The sequence below is a fragment of the Sphingopyxis italica genome (assembly GCF_011926545.1).
GTDB lineage: Bacteria > Pseudomonadota > Alphaproteobacteria > Sphingomonadales > Sphingomonadaceae > Sphingopyxis > Sphingopyxis italica.
This window is the reverse complement of record NZ_JAATIT010000003.1, coordinates 539,290-557,523: the sequence shown is the minus strand read 5'-3', so window position 1 is coordinate 557,523 and position 18,234 is coordinate 539,290. Positions and strand designations below refer to the sequence as shown.

The 18,234-nt window shown below is 66.8% G+C and carries 13 protein-coding genes; 10 read left to right on the top strand and 3 right to left on the bottom strand.

Going from position 1 to position 18,234, the window contains the following annotated elements; translation table 11 throughout:
• The first annotated feature begins 34 nt into the window (after positions 1–34).
• Positions 35–1,774, top strand: a complete 1,740-nt coding sequence (locus GGR90_RS13960; RefSeq protein ID WP_342449942.1) for an arylsulfatase — start codon at positions 35–37, stop codon at positions 1,772–1,774.
• Positions 1,775–1,778: 4 nt separating this feature from the next.
• Here the strand turns inward: GGR90_RS13960 and GGR90_RS13955 are convergent, their stop codons facing one another.
• On the bottom strand, positions 1,779–2,402 hold the full coding sequence (locus GGR90_RS13955) for a TetR/AcrR family transcriptional regulator (protein ID WP_245198671.1): 624 nt from the start codon (positions 2,400–2,402) through the stop codon (positions 1,779–1,781).
• 121 nt (positions 2,403–2,523) lie between these two features.
• Between GGR90_RS13955 and GGR90_RS13950 the strand changes: the two genes are divergently transcribed.
• The 4 genes from GGR90_RS13950 (at position 2,524) to GGR90_RS13935 (ending at position 6,665) form a co-directional block, all read left to right on the top strand.
• Positions 2,524–4,155 (top strand): sulfatase-like hydrolase/transferase, encoded by a 1,632-nt coding sequence (locus GGR90_RS13950; RefSeq protein ID WP_167922043.1) that lies wholly within the window; start codon positions 2,524–2,526, stop codon positions 4,153–4,155.
• Between the two features lie 123 nt (positions 4,156–4,278).
• Positions 4,279–5,121 carry an amidohydrolase family protein gene (locus tag GGR90_RS13945; RefSeq protein WP_167922042.1) on the top strand — a complete coding sequence of 281 codons (843 nt, stop codon included), beginning with the start codon at positions 4,279–4,281 and terminating at the stop codon, positions 5,119–5,121.
• A 3-nt stretch (positions 5,122–5,124) separates the two neighbouring features.
• Entirely contained in the window at positions 5,125–6,027 is a 903-nt protein-coding gene (locus GGR90_RS13940) for an aldo/keto reductase (RefSeq protein ID WP_483414528.1), read from the top strand.
• A gap of 206 nt (positions 6,028–6,233) precedes the next feature.
• Positions 6,234–6,665, top strand: a complete 432-nt coding sequence (locus tag GGR90_RS13935; protein ID WP_167922040.1) for a GFA family protein — start codon at positions 6,234–6,236, stop codon at positions 6,663–6,665.
• Here GGR90_RS13935 and GGR90_RS13930 read toward each other — a convergent pair.
• Positions 6,662–7,828 carry an iron-containing alcohol dehydrogenase gene (locus GGR90_RS13930; RefSeq protein ID WP_167922039.1) on the bottom strand — a complete coding sequence of 389 codons (1,167 nt, stop codon included), beginning with the start codon at positions 7,826–7,828 and terminating at the stop codon, positions 6,662–6,664. The two genes, GGR90_RS13935 and GGR90_RS13930, sit on opposite strands and share 4 nt — an antisense overlap.
• Before the next feature lie 33 nt (positions 7,829–7,861).
• Positions 7,862–8,866 carry a LacI family DNA-binding transcriptional regulator gene (locus GGR90_RS13925; RefSeq protein ID WP_167922159.1) on the bottom strand — a complete coding sequence of 335 codons (1,005 nt, stop codon included), beginning with the start codon at positions 8,864–8,866 and terminating at the stop codon, positions 7,862–7,864.
• Between the two features lie 145 nt (positions 8,867–9,011).
• Between GGR90_RS13925 and GGR90_RS13920 the strand changes: the two genes are divergently transcribed.
• The 5 genes from GGR90_RS13920 to GGR90_RS13900 all read left to right on the top strand — a co-directional run bounded on the left by GGR90_RS13920 (position 9,012) and on the right by GGR90_RS13900 (position 18,222).
• The gene (locus GGR90_RS13920) at positions 9,012–10,442 is read left to right on the top strand and encodes an MFS transporter (protein WP_167922038.1); all 1,431 of its coding nucleotides are present in this window, start codon (positions 9,012–9,014) and stop codon (positions 10,440–10,442) included.
• A gap of 321 nt (positions 10,443–10,763) precedes the next feature.
• Positions 10,764–14,099, top strand: coding sequence for a TonB-dependent receptor (locus GGR90_RS13915; RefSeq protein ID WP_245198668.1), 3,336 nt, complete (start codon positions 10,764–10,766; stop codon positions 14,097–14,099).
• A gap of 70 nt (positions 14,100–14,169) precedes the next feature.
• Entirely contained in the window at positions 14,170–15,711 is a 1,542-nt protein-coding gene (locus tag GGR90_RS13910) for a tryptophan halogenase family protein (RefSeq protein ID WP_167922036.1), read from the top strand.
• Positions 15,708–17,183 carry a tryptophan 7-halogenase gene (locus GGR90_RS13905; RefSeq protein WP_167922035.1) on the top strand — a complete coding sequence of 492 codons (1,476 nt, stop codon included), beginning with the start codon at positions 15,708–15,710 and terminating at the stop codon, positions 17,181–17,183. The genes GGR90_RS13910 and GGR90_RS13905 overlap by 4 nt, the downstream gene beginning before the upstream one ends.
• Complete coding sequence (locus GGR90_RS13900) at positions 17,176–18,222, top strand: cupin-like domain-containing protein (RefSeq protein WP_167922034.1); 1,047 nt, start codon at positions 17,176–17,178, stop codon at positions 18,220–18,222. The genes GGR90_RS13905 and GGR90_RS13900 overlap by 8 nt, the downstream gene beginning before the upstream one ends.
• The last annotated feature ends 12 nt before the right edge of the window (positions 18,223–18,234 follow it).

Here is an 18,234-nt window from a genome sequence, read left to right as displayed (position 1 = left end):
CATCGCTATCGCCGCCCTGATCGGCGCTTTTCCCGTGCAGGCGCAGCCCGCCAAGCCTGCGCCGGATCATCCGAACATCGTCATCCTGCTCGCCGACGACTGGGGCTTTTCCGACGTCGGTTCCTTCGGCGCCGAATTCGCGACCCCGAACATCGACGCGCTCGCCTACGCCGGGGTGCGCTTTTCGAACTTCCATGTCGCGGGGTCCTGCTCGCCGTCGCGCGCGATGCTGCAGACGGGAGTGATGAACCACCGCAACGGGCTCGGCAACATGCCCGAGACGATCCCCGACGAACATCGCGGCAAGCCCGGTTACGATACGGTGCTGAACCACCGCGTGGTGACGATCGGCGAGCTTTTGAAGGCGGCGGGTTACCGCACCTATCTCACCGGCAAATGGCACCTCGGCAGCGACGCGACGCGGCTGCCGCACGCGCGCGGCTACGACCGCGCCTTCAGCCTCGCCGACGCCGGCGCCGACAATTTCGAGCAGCGCCCGATCGAGGGCATGTACGACAAGGCGAACTGGACCGAGAACGGCAAGCCCGCGACGCTGCCCAAAAATTATTATTCGTCGCGCTTCGTCGTCCAGCGGATGATCGACTATATCGACGAGGGGCGCGCGAGCGGCAAACCCTTCCTCGCATCGATCAACTTCCTCGCCAATCATATCCCGGTGCAGGCGCCCGACAGCGACATCGCGCGCTATTCGGCGATGTACCAGGACGGCTGGACGGCGCTCCGCGAAGCGCGGGCGAAGCGCGCAGCGGCGCTCGGCATCGTCCCTGCGGGCGTGCCGATGGTCACCATGTCGACGACGCCCGACTGGCGGACGCTCGACGCCGAGGAACGCGCCGCGGCGGTGCGCGTGATGCGGGCCTATGCCGGCATGGCGACCGCGATGGACCGCGAGGTCGGCCGCCTCGTCGCGCATCTGAAAGCGGCCGGCGATTACGACAACACGATCTTCGTCTTCCTGTCGGACAATGGCGCCGAGCCGACCAATCCGTTCAGCAGCCTGCGCAACCGGCTGTTTCTGGGCATGCAATATGACCTTGCGACCGCGAATATCGGCCGGCGCGGCAGCTTTTCGGCGATCGGGCCCGGCTGGGCGAGCGCGGCGGCGTCGCCGCTATCGGGCTATAAATTCACCGCGTCCGAGGGCGGGCTGCGCGTCCCGCTGATCATCGCCTGGCCGGGCCATGCCGACATCCGCGCGGGCGGCATCAGTGACGGCCTCGCGCATGTCACCGACATCTTGCCGACGCTGACCGAGCTTGCCGGCGTATCCGGTCATGGCGGACGCTGGCGGGGCGGGGCGGTCGAGCCCGTGACGGGCCGCAGCCTCGTGCCGATGCTGAAGGGCGGCGCGGGAAGCGTCCACGGCGACGCGCCGCTCGGCTATGAACTGTCGGGCAATGCCGCGCTGTTCCGCGGCGATTACAAGCTGGTGCGCAATCTCGCGCCGACCGGCGATGGTGCGTGGCGGCTGTTCAATCTCAAGGCCGATCCCGGCGAGACGCGCGACCTCGCCGCCGCCGAGTCCGACCGCTTCAGGACGATGATGGCCGACTACCGCGCCTATGCGAAAGCGAACGGCGTGCTCGACATGCCCGCAGGTTATACCGCCGACGAACAGATCAACCGTTATGCCTTCGAACATCAGGGTAAGCCCCGTCTGATCCGCTTCGGCCTGTGGGTCGGCGCCTTCGTCCTGCTGCTGTCGGGCCTGATCTGGGCGCTCCGCCGCGGGCGCCGCGCGAAAAGCGGATAGGCATTCAGTCGACGGCGATCGCCGCCAGCTGCGCCTCGACCATCCGCACCATCACCGCGCCCGCATCCTCGGCCGACAGGCTCTGGTCATGGCGCAGCGTGCGCCAGCTGTGGAACGACAGCGCCGCGCACAGCGCCTCGACGCCGATCCGGTCGGCGCGCACGTCGGCGGGCAGCAGGCGCAGGATCAGCTCGCGCTCGAGCATCACGACGCGGCTATATTGCCCCATCAGGAACGGCGACTGATACCGCTTGATATTGGCGGCGAGGCGAAAGGGCAGCGTCGTTTCGAACACCCGCACACGCCGGGCGACGAGTTCGCGGATATTATCCCGCCAAGGCTGGGCGGGATAGGGCGCCATCACGATCGGCATCACCTCTTCGGTGATCGTCGCGGTGATCTCGGCATAAAGCGCATCCATGTCGTCGAAATGACGGAACACGGTGCGCAGCCCAATGCCCGCCTCCTCGGCGACGCGCGCCGCGCTCGGCGACAGGTCGCCTTGGGCGATCAGCTCCATCATCGCTTCGACGATGCGCCGGTGGCTCGACCGCCCGCGTTCGCGGCGGCCGTCGACCCGCGGCGGTGCAATCTCTTGCGCGCTCGATTTTTCCGACCCTGTCGCCATGGCGTTCCTGCTGGCCCGACTTGGCGCCGGGGTCAAACAATCTTGCGTATCGGCTCATATAGTGACACATATAGTGCCAATAGTTTTCGAGCATGCCGACGCCGCGATATGGGGGATGATGATGAAGAAACGATGGCTCGCCTTCTCCGCATTGCTCCTCGCCGGCGCGGGGGGATATTGGGCGTTCGAGGCGAATAAATATCGCATTCCCGGCATCCTCCAGGACTGGAAGGACCCGGTGCAGCCAAACCGCGCGATCGCGTGGCAGCAGGGGCCGGCCAAACCGCCGGAGGGAAAGCGACCCCCGAACATCATCCTGATCGTCGCCGACGACCTCGGCTATAACGACATCAGCCTGGGCGGCGGCGGGGTGGCGGGGGTCGTCAAGACGCCGAACATCGACGCGCTAGCGCGCGATGGCGTCAATTTCACCACCGCCTATGCCGCGAACGCGACCTGCTCGCCGTCGCGCGCGGCGATGATGACCGGGCGCTATCCGACGCGCTTCGGTTTCGAATATACGGCGGTCCCGGTCGAGTTCGCCGAAAATCTGGCGCATGGTGAGGGCGTCGGGCCGCACCGCGCGATCTTCCACGACGAGCTGATCACCCCCGACATTCCCGCCTATCCCGACATGGGCGTCCCCGCGAGCGAAGTGACGATCGCCGAGGCGGTGAAGGCGGCGGGCTATCACACGCTCCACATCGGCAAATGGCATCTCGGTGAAGCACGGAAACTCCAGCCGCAGGCGCAAGGCTTCGACGAAAGCCTAGCGATCCTCGCGGGCGCGGCGATGTTCCTGCCCGAAGATGACCCGGACGGCGTCAACGCCAAGCTGCCCTGGGACCCGATCGACCGCTTCATCTGGGCGAATTTGCGCCACGCGGTCACCTTCAACGGCAGCAAGCGGTTCCACCCCAAGGGGCATATGACCGACTATTTCGCCGACGAGGCGATCGAGGCGATCGAGGCGAACCGGAACCGGTCCTTCTTCCTGTATCTCGCCTTCAACGCGCCGCACACGCCGCTCCAGGCGACCAAGGCCGACTATGACAAGCTGCCGCAGATCAAGGATCACAAGACGCGCGTTTACGGCGCGATGATCGCACAGCTCGACCGGCGCATCGGCGACGTGATGGCCAAGCTGAAAGAGGCGGGGATCGACGACAACACACTTGTCATCTTCACCAGCGACAATGGCGGCGCCTGGTATAATGGCATGCCCGATCTGAACGCGCCGTTCCGCGGCTGGAAGGCGACCTTCTTCGAAGGCGGCATCCGCGCCCCGCTGTTCATGCGCTGGCCGGGCGGCATCGCGGCCGGGACGCAGCGGGCAGACGTGACCGGGCACCTCGACATTTTCGCGACGATCGCCGCGGCCGCGGGCGCGAAACTGCCGAATGACCGGACGATCGACAGCGAAAATATCCTCGCCGGACCCGCGAAGCGTCCCGCGATGTTCTGGCGCTCGGGCGATTATCGCGCGGTGCGCGCGGGCGACTGGAAATTGCAGGTGACGAAGCGACCCGAAAAGGCGCGCCTCTACAACCTTGCGGCCGATCCCACCGAGCGCCACGATCTCGCCGCGAGCGATCCGCAACGCGTCGCCGAACTCAGCGCGATGATCGAGGCGCAGAACAGGGGCATGGCGAAACCGATCTGGCCCGGCCTCGTCGAAGGACCCGTGCGCATCGACGTGCCGCTCGACGCGCCGTGGAAGGACGGTCAGGATTATATCTACTGGACCAACTGAGGCGCGCCGGGCCCGGCAGCACGGTATCAGCGAAAAGCGGACCGCGCGGCGCGTGAGGTAATTGGCGGCGCGCATCCTTTGTGGCAGGTCGGGGCATTCCTCCCCTCGCGCACTGGAGACATCATGCGAGCCCTGCTGCTTTCGATCGCCTTGCTTACAACGTCGGCGCCTGCCTTCGCACAGGATGCTGTCGTCGATACCCATGTTCATCTGCACAAGGGCGAGGCGTCGCTCGCCGAATATCGGGCGCAACTGAAAGCCGCCGGCCAGTCGGTCGACGCCTTCGGGGCGATGTGGTTCGGCGGCCCGAATCAGGCGCTCGCGGGCAATCCGGCGGACATAGCCAGTCGCAATGACGCCCTGATCGCGCTCGCCGCGAAGAACCCCGACATGATCGCGATCGCGACGGTCCACCCCTATGACGGCGACGCCGCGCTCGCCGAAGTCGACCGCGTCGCCGCAGGCGGCGTCCGCCTGCTCAAAATCCACCCGCACACGCAGAAATTCGACGCCGCCGACCCGCGCGTGCTGACGCTCGTCAAGCACGCGGGCGACAGGGGCATGATCGTCGTCATGGACAATGCCAGCATCGTCCCCAGCGATAATGAGAAGCTCTTCAACCTCGCGCTCTCGGCGCCGAAGACGAAGTTCATCTTCGGCCATATGGGCGGGCTCGGCTTCCGCTTCTGGAATATCCTCGCGCTCGCGCGCACCGCCGAAAATCTCTTCGCCGACAATATCTATTTCGACATTTCGGCGAGCGTGATCCTCGCGGCCGATTCGCCGATCGAGGAGGAATATGTCTGGACGATCCGCAACGTTGGGGTCGATCATGTGCTGATCGCGTCCGATTTCCCGCAAATCTCGCTACCCAAGACTCTTGAGGCTTTCGCGAAGCTCGACCTCACCGACGCGGAGCGCGCGAAGATCCGCTCGGGCAACGCGCGCAAGCTGCTCGGACTCTGAGCGATGCCGACTCATCTTCCCGCTCCCGCTTCTGTGGACATCGCCGGGCACGCCGTCGCGCCTATCGCGTGGGGCATGTGGCGCTTTGCCGGCGTCGATCTTGCCACCGCCCGCGCGCGTATCGACGCGGCGTTCGAGGCGGGGGTGACGCTGTTCGACACCGCCGACATCTATGGCTTCGACACGCCCGGCGGCTTCGGATCGGCCGAAACCCTGCTCGGTGACGTCTTCGCCGAAGCCCCCGGGCGTCGCGAGGCGATGGTCCTCGCGACCAAGGGCGGGATCATCCCGGGCGTGCCCTATGACAGCAGCGCGCCCTATTTGGCGTCGGCGATCGATGCCTCGCTTCGCCGCCTGCGCACCGATCGGGTCGAGCTGTGGCAGATCCACCGTCCCGACCTGCTCGCGCACCCGCAAGAAATCGCGCGCACACTCGAAGACGCGCACGCCGCGGGCAAGGTCGGAGCGATCGGCGTCTCCAACTTCACGCCGGCTCAGACGTCGGCGCTGGCCCGCTTCCTTCCCGTTCCGCTGGTCAGCCATCAAAGCGAATTTTCCCCGCTCCACCTCGCCCCGCTCTTCGACGGCCTCTTCGATCAGTCGATGGAACAGGGCATGGCCTTTCTCGCCTGGTCGCCGCTCGGCGGCGGTCGGCTCGGCGATCCGGCGGATGAGCGCGGCCGCGCGATCGCCGCGCTGCTCGACGCCAAGGCCGCCGAATATGGCGTCTCGCGCGCCGCGGCGACCTATAGCTGGGTCATGGCGCATCCCGCGCGTCCGATCCCGATCGTCGGCACGCAAAAGGTCGAACGGATCGGGGAAATCCCGCAGGCGTTCATCCCGCGCTGGACGCGCGCCGAATGGTATGCGGTGCTGCAAATCGCGATGGGAGAGCGACTGCCATAAAGGTTACGCCCGATGCTTCGCCCCAGACCCGCAATAACAAGATTTTTGAAAGAGATGCCCCGCCTCCACATCGAGACGTAGGAGAGCGGGAGGCGAGGCGAGCGCGCTTAAGCAGGGCGCGGCTTTCCGGTCAATGAACGAAGTGCGAATTGCGGGTGATCGGGCAAGACTTGTTTGCCCAGCGCGCGGTGATATGCCTTCGCGCCATGGAACGCACCGCCTCCTGTCACTGCGGCAAGCTCGTCCTCACCTGCACGGGCGATCCCGCGAAGGTGTCGCTCTGCCATTGCTTCGATTGTCAAAGGCGAACCGGATCGCTCTTCAGCGTTGCCGCCTTTTTTCCCCGCGAGCGCGTGGCATTGCCCGTCGCGGGCGCCATGGCGTTCAAGCGTCCGTCGGCCAGCGGGCGCGACGTATCCTTCCATTTCTGCCCCGATTGCGGCTCGTCGCTGTGGTGGGAACCCGAACGTCTCCCGCACCTGATCGGCGTCGCGGCGGGGGCGTTTGCCGATCGCGACTTTCCGATGCCCGAACAGGCGGTCTGGGCCGAGCAGCGCCACGCGTGGCTCGATCTGCCGCTGCCCGAGCATCTGCGCAATCCGGTAAAGACAGCCCCGGCGACTGATCGCCCTACCTAACCCGCCCAGACCTGCGCATAGAGCGCCGCCATCTCCTCGGCATCGGGCACGCGCGGATTATTCGCGGGCGATCCCGACGCCGCCGCCTGCGCGCACATCGTCGGGACCAGCGCGTCCCAGCGCGCCGCGTCGATCCCCCACGCCGCCGGCCCCGGCACCTCGAGTTCGCGGTTCAGCGCCGCGAGCTCATCGAGCAGCCGCGCCACCGCCGACTGGTCGCCCTCGGCCTCGTCGGCGACCTCCATCGCCCGCGCGCAGTCGGCATAGCGGTTGAGCGCCGCGGGCGCCGACCACGCCGTCACCGCGGGCAGCAGCATCGCGTTCGACAGCCCGTGCGGCACATGGAAATGCGCACCGATCGGCCGGCTCATCCCGTGGACCAGCGCGACCGAGCTGTTCGAAAAAGCGATTCCCGCCTGCGTCGCGCCGAGCATCATCGCCTCGCGCGCCGCCGCGTCCATCGGGTCGGCGCACACCCGCCGCAGATGGGGCGCGATCGCGCGCATCGCGAGCAGCGCCATGCCGTCGCTGAACGGGTTCGCGCGCTTTGACACATAGGCCTCGATCGCGTGCGTCAGCGAATCGATCCCGGTATCGGCGGTGAGCCGCACCGGCTTGGTAAAGGTCAGCTCGTAATCGACCAGTGCCGCGACCGGAAGATAGGCGAGCCCCGGGCACAGCATCTTTTCGTCGGTCGCCTCGTCGGTGATGATCGTGAAGCGCGTCGCTTCCGACCCCGTGCCCGCGGTCGTCGGGATCGCGATCACCGGCAGCCCCGGCGCGTCCTGCACATGCGGCGCCTTGTAATCGGCCATCGCCCCGCCGTGCCGGCCGAGCAGCGCGATCGCCTTGGCGCTGTCGAGCGGGCTGCCGCCGCCGAAGCCGACGACGCAGTCATGCTCGCCCTCGTGCAAGAACGCCACGCCGGCATCGATCGACGCCACCGTCGGGTCGGGCACGGTATCGGCGAACACCCGCGCGGCGATCCCCGCCGCCGCCAGCCCGCTTTCCAGCTCATCGACGCGCCCGCTGCTGACGAGATAGGCGTCGGTCACGATCAGCGGCCGTGACAGGCCGAGACTTGCGAGCACTTCGGGCAGCTGTTTCGACGCGCCGCCCCCGATGCGAAAGATGCGGGGCAGGGCGATGCTGGCGACACTCAAAGGACCATCTCCTTGGCGATCTGACGGCGCGCGTCAGGCGCCGCAGGATTCGCGCACAATCAGGTGCGTCGGCAAATAATCAAGATATTGTTCGGCCTGCGGGTCCATGACCTGCGACACCAGCCGGCGGCCCGCCTCCAGCGTGTCCTGCTGGATCGTCGTCAGCGCGGGAGTGCTGAGCCGCGCGAGCAGCATGTCGTCATAGCCGACGACCGACACGTCCCTGGGCACCGACAGATTGGCCTTGCGCAGCGCGCGGATCGCGCCGAGCGCGATCAGGTCGCTCGACGCGAAGATGGCGTCGGGGCAGCGCCCGCGCGCGAGAAGCTGGCCGAGCGCGCGCTCGGCCGATTCGAAACCGAAATCGACGCGCACGTCGAGCGCGGGGTCGGCATCCAGCCCATTGGCCTCGAGCGCCTCGACATAGCCCTGCCGCCGCTGCATCGCTTCGGGGTCGCTCGATCCGACGAAGGCGATCGCCTTGCGCCCCAGCCGCGCCAGATGCAGCGTCGCGCGGCGCCCGCCGAGCACATTGTCCGACCCGACCGAACGATATTTCTGCCCCGGCAGGTGCGCACCCCAGACGACGAAATTGCTGTTCGCGTCGGCAAGCTGGTTGAACCCGTCGTGGAGCATCGACTGGCCGAGGAAGATGACGCCGTTGGCGCGGCTGCTGTTCATCACGGTCAGCAAATCGTCGATGTCGCGCGGCGCGGTGTGGCTGACGGTGAAGTCGCAATCGCGCGCGCGCGCCGCTTCGCCGATGCTCGCGAGCAGTTCGAGGAAGAAGGGATGCGACAGCGGCAGCGGGCGGCCCTGCATATGCGGGGTGACGACGACGATCGAGCCTTCGGCGCCGACCGGCGCGGCGGCCATATGGCTGCGAAACGGATAATTATGCTCGCGTGCGAGCGCCCAGACCTTCTTCTTGGTATTCAGGCTGATCAGCGGATGGTCGTTGAGCGCGCGCGACACCGTCGAGATCGACACGCCGGCCATCCTTGCCAAATCTTCCAATCTCGTATTGTTGGTGCCCATAAGCTTGCCATTCATGTTCGACGCCGACATGCGTTAGCACGATTGGGGGGAGGGAATGCAAGATTTGCATGTCGATGACCCGCGTAACTGTGGCGGGAATAATGATTCGCGGCGTTTCGACCGGGCGAATTTGCATATCTGGAACATGTGCTTTGCATTGTTCGGCATCCAGATCGTCTGGGCGCTCCAGAATGCGAACACGACGCGGATATTCCAGACGCTCGGCGCCGACGTTGCCGCGCTGCCCGCGCTGTGGATCGCGGGGCCGATCACCGGGTTGATCGTCCAGCCCATCGTCGGCCACCTCAGCGACGGCTCGCGATCGCGCTTCGGCCGGCGGCGGCCCTTCCTGATCGCCGGCGGGCTGCTGACGGCGCTGGCGCTGCTGATCATGCCCAATGCGGCGACGCTGTGGGCGTCGGTCGCCGCGCTCTGGCTGCTCACCGCGTCGAACAATATCAGCATGGATCCGGCGCGCGCGCTCGTCGCGGACAATCTGCCCGAGGCGCAGCGCGCGAGGGGCTATGCGATCCAGGTCTTCTTCATCGGCGCGGGCGCGGTCTTCGCCTCGTCGCTGCCATGGATGCTCGTCAACTGGTTCGGCGTATCGGGCGCGGCGGAGCCGGGCGTCTTGCCCCCCGCGGTGCGCTACGCCTTTTACATCGGCAGTGCCTGCCTGCTGCTTTCGGTCTTCTGGACCGCGGCTTCGACCCACGAACGGCCGGCGGTCGTCGCTCCAGCAACGGAGGATGAGCCCGATAGGCCGGTCGATGCTCCGGTGGACCGGGCGAGCGGACGCCTGCTCGCGCTCGCCGGCGCGGGCTTGCTACTGGTCGCCATCCTGCTTCGCTGGCGCTGGGAAGTGTTCGTTCTCGGGGGCTCGGCGCTGATGATCGGGGTCGGACAACTCGCGGCGACATGGCGCCGGGCGCGCGGCGCCGACGCGCTGGGCCTCCTCCAGATCGGCGAGGATTATGCGCGCATGCCTCTGGCGTTGAAACGCCTCGCGCTGGTGCAATTCTTCACCTGGTTCGCGCTCTTCACGCTGTGGATCTACGCGGCGCCAACCGTCGCGAGCCGCTATTATGGGAGCAGCGACCCGGCATCCGCCGCCTATTCCGCGGCGGCCGACTGGGTCGGCATCCTGTTCGCGACCTATAATGGGGTCGCGGCGATCGGCGCGCTCGCGCTGCCGGCGCTGGCGGCGCGGATCGGCGAGCGCGCCACCTATGCTCTCTGTCTGCTATGCGGCGCGGCGGGGATGGCGGGCTTCGTGCTCGCGCCCGGCCCGGAGTGGCTGTGGATCGCGGCGGCTGGCATCGGCGTCGCCTGGGCCGCTATCTTGTCGCTGCCCTATGCGATCATCGTCAATAGCGTGCCGCCCGGAAAAGTCGGCGTCTATCTCGGCATCCACAATATCTTCCTTGTCGTGCCCCAGCTCGTCGCCGCGATCTGCCTCGGCGGCGCCGTGCAGCATCTGTTCGGCGGCCAGCCCGCGCCGGCGCTGGCGCTGGCCGCGCTTTTCCTCGGCGCCGCCGCGCTTGCCGCCCTGGCGATTCCCGCCTCGCGATCCTGACATCCGATCCGTTCGCTTCGCCGCCTTATGCAATAATTTGCATAAAGCAAATCGAGCGCAAACGTATGCGGTGCTTTCTTCCGATGCGCCTATTGAGAGCCAAAATCCCAAGTAATCCTATGATTTAAGGTCGTATAATCTCGATATCCGCCTCTCGCAAAAGACGCTTGCCATTTGTGCAACAATGCGCAAAATCATGCAAATGATGAGCGGGGAGCTTTCTCGCCGTCGGCTAAGGGAAGCCTCCGCAAAAGGGGGCGCCATGGGAAGGGGAGAGCGATGAGGCTCAAGGGATTCGTAAAATGTCGCGGGCGTATGCTGTTGGGCGCTTCGCTGCCGGTAGTGACCGCCGGCCTGTTGATGGCGTCGCCGGCGCTGGCGCAGGATGCGCCGCCCGCCGAAGACAGTGCGGCGGCGAGCGACGAGATCGTCGTCGTCGGCGTGCGCGCGGCGCTGCAGGACGCGCAGGACCGCAAGCGCGATGCGCTGACCGTCGTCGATTCGATCACCGCGACCGACATCGGGGCCTTTCCGGACAATTCGGTCGCCAGCGCGCTTCAGCGCGTTCCCGGCATCACCGTTTCGCGGCTGCAGTCGACCGACGACAGCACCCACCCTTCGGGCGAGCCCGCCGGGGTGCTGATCCGCGGGCTGACGTTTGTGCGGACCGAGATCAACGGCCGCGACAGCTTTTCGGCCGACAGCTATCGCGGGCTCAACTTCAACGACATCTCGCCCGAGCTGATGTCGCGCGTCGATGCCTATAAGAACCAGACCGCCGACATGATCGAAGGCGGGATCGCCGGCACCGTCGACCTGCGCACGCGCCTGCCGCTCGACGAGAAGGGGCTGGTCGTCGCCGCGAACGCCAAGGCGACCTATGGCGACCGCTCGGACAAGTGGAACGGCGAATTTTCGGTGCTGGTCAGCAAGACCTTCGACACCGACATCGGCCGCTTCGGCCTGATGGCCGACTATGCGCGCAGCCACCTCGTCACGCGCACCGAAAGCGTGATCATGGACAAGATCCGCACCTATTGCTCGGCGGGCGCGGTCGATGCCGAAGGCAACGGGATCGTCAATCCCGACGGCAGCGTCGCCTGTACCGCCAACCCGTTCGGCGGGACGGGCTGGGCCTATCTTCCCGACGGCATCCGCTATTCGCAGGTCGATTACGACCGCACGCGCGAGGGGATCGCGCTCGCGGGACAATATGAAAGCCCGACGGGCGATGTCCGCGCGACGGTGCAGTTCATCAAGTCGTCATACGACAATGCGTGGCTCGAAAATGTTTCGCACGCGAAGCTCGAGGGCACCTATTACGGCACCCCGGCGTTCAATCCCGTCGGATCGTCGATCCTCCGCACCCCGACCGGCAATGCGGGCTTCACCTTCGGCCCCGACGGCATGCTGCGCTCCGCGACGCTCAGTCAGGGCTATGGCAGCTGGCGCGGCAGCTTCGGCAGCGCGGCCGAGATGATCGACACCGGCTCGGCGGTGCCCGGGCTGCCGTTCGTCAATTATTGCGGCCCCGGCTCGACCTGCGCCGTTCCCGATCGCAACGGCCTTTATTTCGAGAATGAGGCGCGCAATTTCGACCATCGCGAAAGCACGCGCGATCTGTCGGCTAACCTCCAGTGGGACGTGACCGACCGGTTCAAGCTCAACTTCGATGCGCAATGGATCAAGGCCAGGACGACGAACGACGACATCCTCGTCGCGACCGCGTCGGCCGCCGATTACGAATATAGCGTCAACAAGGACGGCACACCGAACATTAAGCTGCTGCCCGGAACCAACATCAACTATGCCGACGGCGGCCTCGCCAATCCGCACAATTACTGGATGCCTTTCATCCAGGCGCATCTCGAGGACAATGACGCCGAGGAACTCGCGCTCAAGGCCGACGCCGAATATGATTTCGACGGCAATGACTGGATCGACTCGCTGAAGGTCGGCGTCCGCTACACCGACCGCAACCAGAATGTCCGCTATTCGACCTTCAACTGGACGCCGATCGCGGCGCCGTGGAACTGCAACGGGCCGGGATTCAACGTCGATAACAGCTCGGCCGCGCCCTATCCCGCCGGCTGCGGCGCGCGCGCCGATTTCAACGGATATGGCCAGGGTCTGTTCGAACCGGTCAGCCTCGGCGGCGGCTTTTATAACGGGGGCGTCTTCGACAATGGCGAACTCGTCTATCTGAGCCGCGATGCGCTGCGCGACCGCGACCGGCTGGTCGATGGCCTCCGCGGATCGAACGTCAATCCGCCAATCCTTCCCGGCTGGACCCCGATCTGCGACCGCACCGAGGCGACGGTCGGCTGCTTCACCCCGTCGGAGGTGATGGAGGTCACCGAAAAGACCAAGGCGGCCTATGCGATGCTGGGCTTCGGCGGCGACAATGCGATGCTCGGCGGGATGAACGTCCGCGGCAATATCGGCGTGCGCGTCGTGCGCACCGACATCGACAGCGTCGGCAATGTCGGCTTCCCGCAATCCTCGATCTTCACGCCGGTGCTCAACCGGCCGTGCGGGACGCCGCTGCCGCCGGGCGACGTCGTCAATCCGGCCTGTTTCCTGACGCCCGAGATTCAGGCCTTCGCCAATGGCGCGGCCGTGCCGAACAATCTGAAGGCCGATTACACGACGGTCCTGCCCAGCTTCAACGTTCGCTTGGGGCTCGACGACAATAATTTCATCCGCTTCGCCTATTCGCGGGCGATGGCGCGGCCCGACTTCGGCCTGCTCCGGAATTTCGTCGCGATCCAGACGCCGTCGTTCGATGGATCCGCCGACAGCCCGAACATCATCCGCGACGGCGCGGGCAACATCACCGGCTATAATTTCACCTTCCGCGCCGAGTCGGGCTTTGCCGGGCTGAAACCGATCCTCGCCGACCAGTTCGACCTTACCTTCGAACATTATGCCGGCAGCACCTCCTTCCACGCCGACATCTTCTATAAAAAGCTGCGCAACACCGTCGCTTATGGCGAATTCGAACGTCTCTTCACCAACAACGGGTCCGAACAGACGGTGCTGATGCGCGGACCGCGCAACGTGAAGGACGGCGGCGAGCTTTATGGCTTGGAAACGGGTTTCCAGACCTTCTTCGACTTCCTGCCCGGCCTGCTCAGCGGCCTCGGCGCGCAGGCGAACTACACTCATGTCCGGCAGAGCGGGATCAGCAATTCCAATCTGGTGACGCAGGGCGCACTCGACGGCGGCGGCACCGGCGGCTTTGGCGCCGGGCTCGACGTGTCGGGCGGCCGCGGCGTGGTGATGGACTCGCACCGTCTCGCGGGCATTTCGAAGCACACCTTCAACCTTGTCGGCCTCTACGAAAAGGGACCGGTCGCCTTTCGCGTCGCCTACAACTGGCGCTCGCGCTTCCTGACCAACAACCTCGACTGCTGCATCGGCCTGCCGGTGTTCCAGAAATCGGTCGGCTTCCTCGACGCGTCGCTCCGCATCTCGCCGACGCCGTGGCTCGAGCTGTCGGTCGAGGGTCAGAATCTGCTCAACACGACGGCGGTTTATCAGCAGCAGATCTTCGGCGACACGCCGCTGACCCCGGGGGCGAAGCCCGTCTATCGCGATGCGAACTGGGGCCGCGTCGATCGCCGCTTCCAGTTCGGGGCGCGCGTCAAATTCTGATGCCGTCGGAGCGCGGCCGGCCATGCGCCGGTCGCGCTCCGACGCCGGATAGAGGGAGGTTGGACCGGCCATGACGTCTGAGCCCTATCGCATCGTCATTTTGGGCGGCGGCACCGCGGGCTGGATGTGCGCGGCGGGCCTCGCGGGCCTGCTGGCGGCGGCCGATTACGACATCACCCTGATCGAAAGCGACGAGATCGGCACCGTCGGCGTCGGCGAGGCGACGCTGCCGCATATCAAGAGCTTCAACGACAGGCTCGGCATCGACGAGGCCGAGTTCATGCGCGCGACGCGCGGCACGATCAAGATCGGCATCGAGTTCGTCGACTGGCTGCGGCCCGGCGCGCGCTACATTCATCCGTTCGGCACCTTCGGCGATCGCTGGGCGAGCGCCGATTTCCAGCATCACTGGGCGCGCGCGCGGCTCGCGGGCACCGACGGCCGCTCGCTACAGGATTACAGCTTCGCGGTCGCCGCGGCGCGCGCCAACGGCTTCGAACATCCGAACGACGACCCGAAATCGATCCGCTCGACCTACAGCTATGCCTATCATTTCGACGCCGGGCTCTATGCCGCCTATTTGCGCAAATGGGCGACGGCGCGCGGCATCCGCCGCATGGAGGGCAAGGTCCTCGATGTCGTGCGCGATACCCAAAGCGGCGATGTCGCGAGCCTGACGCTGGCTTCGGGCGACGAGGTCGCGGGCGATCTCTTCATAGACTGCTCGGGCTTCCGCTCGCTCCTTCTTGGCCAGACGATGGGCGTGCCGTGGCTCGACTGGAGCGCGTGGCTCCCCTGCGACCGCGCGCTGGCGGTGCCGTGCGCGAGCGTCGCGCCGCTCACCCCCTATACGCGCGCGACGGCGCAGCGCGGCGGCTGGACCTGGCGCATCCCGCTTCAGCACCGGATCGGCAACGGCCATGTCTTTTCCAGCGCCTTCTGCGGCGAAGAAGAAGCGCGCCGGACCCTGCTCGACGCGCTCGACGGCGCGGCGCTCGACGAGCCGCGGCTGCTGCGCTTCCAGGCCGGACGCCGCGCGGCGGGCTGGGCGGGCAATGTCGTCGCAATGGGGCTCGCGAGCGGCTTTCTCGAACCGCTCGAATCGACGAGCATCTTCCTGATCCAGGCCGCGACGACCGACCTCGCCGGACTGGTGCCGCGGCGCGGCGAGCGCGTCGACCCGCGCATGGTGCGCGAATTCAACCGCCTGTTCGAAATCCACCACGACCGCATCCGCGATTTTCTGGTGTTCCACTACACCGCCAATGAGCGCATCGGCGAACCGCTGTGGGACCATGTGCGGACGATGCCGCTCCCCGACAGCCTCGCGCACAAGCTCGCGCTGTTTCGCGAAAGCGCGGTCGCGCCCGATTACAAGCTTGGCCTTTTCTCGCGCGACAGCTGGCTGTCGGTGCTCGAGGGGCAGGGCGTTCTGCCGTCGGCGGCGAGTCCGCTAACTCGTCGCCTGCCGGCGGCAGACTTGCAGGCGCGGCTCGACGATCTTGCGATGCGGATCGCGGTCAACGCCGCCGACATGACGCCGCATGCCGATTTCATCGCGGGCTATTGCGCGTCGGAGGCGGCGAGCCCGCCCGCGGCGAGCGCGGCATGAGCGGCGCGCGGGGCATCACGCTGGTCGGCCGCGATGCGCCGCTGTGGCTTGCCGCGGCGGCGCTGCGGCGCGCGCTGGGGCCCGCGGGTGTCGCGGTGCGCGCGGTGGAATTGCCAGCGGAAGCGGGGGCGGCGGACCTTTATCCGACGCTGCCCGCGATCGAGGCGCTGCACAATCAGATCGGCATCGACGAGGCGGCCTTGCTGCGGAACACGCGCGGGGCGTTCACGCTCGGGCAGAATTTCGTCGATGCGAGCGGCGCGGGACGGCCGTCCTTCCTACACAGCTATGGCGCCCATGGGACGGCGATCGACGGCGGCGATTTCTTCCCGCATTGGGTCAGGGCGCGCCATCACGGCCTCGGCGTCGGGCTCGACGATTTCTCGCTGACCGCGAGCGCGGCGCTCGGCGGGCGGCTGTTCTTCCCCGACACCGACAGCGAGGTCTACGGCCGCAGCGATTACGGCTATCATCTGCCCGCCGCCGCTTACGCCAAGAGCCTGCAGGCGATCGCGCGGCATCTGGGTGTCGAACTCTTCGAGGCGGCGAACATCACCGTCGAGCGTGGCGACGGGATCGCGGCGCTGTTGCTCGACGACGGTAGGCGGATCGAAAGCGCGCTGTTCGCCGATCTGACGCGCGAACGTCTGCTGTCTGGCGGCGATGGTTTCGAGGCGTGGGACACGCCCGGCGACCGGGTGCTGCGCGCGCTGGCGCCGCGCCCCGCCGCGCTGCCCGCCTATGCCGAAATTCGCGCGAGCGAGGGCGGATGGACCGGACTGTTCCCCAGCCTGACGCATATCCACATCCAGCATGTCTTTTCGCACGCCTTGACCACCGACGAAGCGGCGCTGAAAGCGGCGGAAAAGATCGTCGGCCTGCCGCTCGGAGGGGTGACGATCCGCCCGTTCGCGGCGGGCGTCGCGGCGGAGCCATGGGGGGGCAATGTTATCGCCCTCGGCGATGCGGCGTGCGTTTTCGATCCGGTCCACGGGTTCGCGTTGCACGGACTGCAACTCGCTATCGTGCATCTGCTTGCCGCCTATCCCGCCGACGGCGCCGGCTATGAAGCACGGCGCGCCGAATATAATCGCGTCCTGCGCTCGCATTTCGCGCGCGTCGCCGATTTCCAGACGGCGCACCATGCGCTTCAGCGCTATTCGGGCGCCTTCTGGGACGCGGCGCGCGCGCTGCCGGTGCCCGACGAACTGACGCACCGGATCGACCTCTTCACCGCACGCGGCGAACTTCCGCCGCTCGAGGATGAGAGCCTGCCGCCCGACAGCTGGCGCGCGCTGCTCGTCGGGCACGGGATCATCCCCCAAAGCTGGCGTCCCGCCGCCGACCGGCTGCCCCCCGAAGAGGTGAAGGCGCATTTCCGCAAGATGCTCGGTTTCGTGCGCGAAGCGGTGCTGCGCCAGCCGACGCACGACGCCTGTCTCGCGCGCATCCTGCAGCCTGCGCATGACTGAACCCGCGCGCCTCGATCGCGTCGTGGTCGCTTGTTCGCCGCTCGCCCCCCTGCCGCGCATCGCGGCGCGCGCCGCACCCGCACCCGCCGACTTCGCCGCGCTCGTCACGGCTGGCATTCCCGTCGTCATCAAGGGGCTGATCGACGACTGGGTCGCGCTGGCGGCCGGGCGCCATTCGCCCGGCCGCCTCAACGCCTATCTGGCGGGCCTGGATCGCGGGACGCCGGTGCCGGTGATGGAGGCACCCGCGCGGGCGCGCGGACGTTTCGCCTATCGCGCCGACATGCGCGAATTCACCTTCACCAAGCGCCACGCGCCGCTGCGGAGCACGCTGGCGCGGATCGAAGGATTGATCGGACAAGACAATGTGCCGACGATTGCGATCCAGATGCTGACGCTCGCCGACGCGCTGCCCGATTTCGTCCGCCAGAACCCGATGCCGCTGCTGCCCGCCGACGTCGGGCCGAAGCTGTGGCTCGGCGGCGCGGTGAAGACGCAGACGCACAACGACCGCGACCATGGTCTCGCCTGCGTGATCGCGGGGCGGCGGCGTTTCACCCTGTTCCCGCCCGATCAGGTCGCGAACCTCTATATCGGGCCGCTCGACAATCCGCCGCCCTTGTCGCTCGTCGATCCGGAGGACCCCGATTTCGGACGATTTCCGCGCTTTCGCGATGCGCTCGCCGCCGCGCGCGTCGCGACGCTCGATCCCGGCGATGCGATCTTCATCCCCCGATATTGGTGGCATCATGTCGCCTCGCTCGATCCCTATAATGCGATGGTCAATTATTGGTGGGGCGATGCGGCGACGGGTGTCGAAAGCCCGAACACCATCTTCCTCGCCGCGCTGCTCGCGCTCAAGCAACTGCCGCCGGGCGAGCGCGCCTATTGGCGGGCGATGTTCGATACGCATGTGTTCGGCGATCCCGACGTGTCGGCGGCGCATATCCCGGCGGCGCTGCGCGGTGCGCTCGGTCCGATGCGCCCCGACGAGCACGCCGCGTTGCGGCGGCAGCTGACCGCCGCTTTCCGGGCATAACGATCTTCCCCC

Excerpts from the sequence above, each read along its gene's own strand:
- GGR90_RS13955 (WP_245198671.1), bottom strand. The coding sequence starts at position 2,402 with ATGGCGACAGGGTCGGAAAAATCGAGCGCGCAAGAGATTGCACCGCCG.
- GGR90_RS13950 (WP_167922043.1), top strand. The coding sequence starts at position 2,524 with ATGAAGAAACGATGGCTCGCCTTCTCCGCATTGCTCCTCGCCGGCGCG.
- GGR90_RS13945 (WP_167922042.1), top strand. The coding sequence starts at position 4,279 with ATGCGAGCCCTGCTGCTTTCGATCGCCTTGCTTACAACGTCGGCGCCT.
- GGR90_RS13940 (WP_483414528.1), top strand. The coding sequence starts at position 5,125 with ATGCCGACTCATCTTCCCGCTCCCGCTTCTGTGGACATCGCCGGGCAC.
- GGR90_RS13935 (WP_167922040.1), top strand. The coding sequence starts at position 6,234 with ATGGAACGCACCGCCTCCTGTCACTGCGGCAAGCTCGTCCTCACCTGC.
- GGR90_RS13925 (WP_167922159.1), bottom strand. The coding sequence starts at position 8,866 with ATGGGCACCAACAATACGAGATTGGAAGATTTGGCAAGGATGGCCGGC.
- GGR90_RS13920 (WP_167922038.1), top strand. The coding sequence starts at position 9,012 with ATGTGCTTTGCATTGTTCGGCATCCAGATCGTCTGGGCGCTCCAGAAT.
- GGR90_RS13910 (WP_167922036.1), top strand. The coding sequence starts at position 14,170 with ATGACGTCTGAGCCCTATCGCATCGTCATTTTGGGCGGCGGCACCGCG.
- GGR90_RS13905 (WP_167922035.1), top strand. The coding sequence starts at position 15,708 with ATGAGCGGCGCGCGGGGCATCACGCTGGTCGGCCGCGATGCGCCGCTG.
- GGR90_RS13900 (WP_167922034.1), top strand. The coding sequence starts at position 17,176 with ATGACTGAACCCGCGCGCCTCGATCGCGTCGTGGTCGCTTGTTCGCCG.